Origin of the sequence: Thauera sp. 63 (genome assembly GCF_000310165.2) — a bacterium.
Taxonomy (GTDB): domain Bacteria; phylum Pseudomonadota; class Gammaproteobacteria; order Burkholderiales; family Rhodocyclaceae; genus Thauera; species Thauera humireducens.
The window spans coordinates 1-630 of sequence record NZ_AMXC01000087.1 but is presented as its reverse complement, the minus strand read 5'-3'; the positions used below and the strand labels follow the sequence as shown (position 1 = coordinate 630).

Genomic DNA, 630 nt, shown 5'->3' with positions numbered 1-630 from the left:
CGCGACACGCAGACGATCCACTGCCCGGCGGCCCCCGCCGGGGTGATCGACGGTAGCCGCGCCGACGTGAGCTTCATCGCCGGGCTCATCACCGACAAGTTCTGCTACCACCAGCCGCTGTACCGCCAGCATCAGCGGCTCGGGGACAACGGCATCCGGGTCTCGCGCCCGTGGCTCACGCAGCTCACCCACGCGGCGCTCGCGCTGCTCGAGCCGGTCTTTACGGCCCAGCTCGACTCGATCCGCGCAAGTCGCATCAAGGCGATGGACGAGACCCCGATCAAGGCCGGGCGCGCCGGCCCGGGGAAGATGAAGGGCGGCTACTTCTGGCCGGTGTATGGCGAGCGCGACGAAATCTGCTTCGCCTATCACGAGGGGCGTAGTGGCAAACACATTGCGCAGACCCTGGGGACCGACCCACCGCCCGAGGGGGCGGTGCTGCTCACCGACGGCTACGCGGCCTACGAACGTTACGCACAAAAATGCGGGCTCACGCGCGCGCAATGCTGGGCGCACTCGAGAAGAAAATTCTTCGAGGCCCAGTCGATCGAGCCCGAACGGGCGACGCAGGCATTGGAGATGATCGGCCAGCTCTACGCGGTAGAGCAGCACATCCGTGAGGCACAACTC

1 protein-coding gene is annotated in these 630 nt (G+C 66.8%); it reads left to right on the top strand.

Annotated elements, in window-relative coordinates; genetic code table 11:
• On the top strand, positions 1–630 hold a 630-nt coding region (gene tnpC / locus C664_RS20070), incomplete at both ends, for an IS66 family transposase (RefSeq protein ID WP_004295541.1).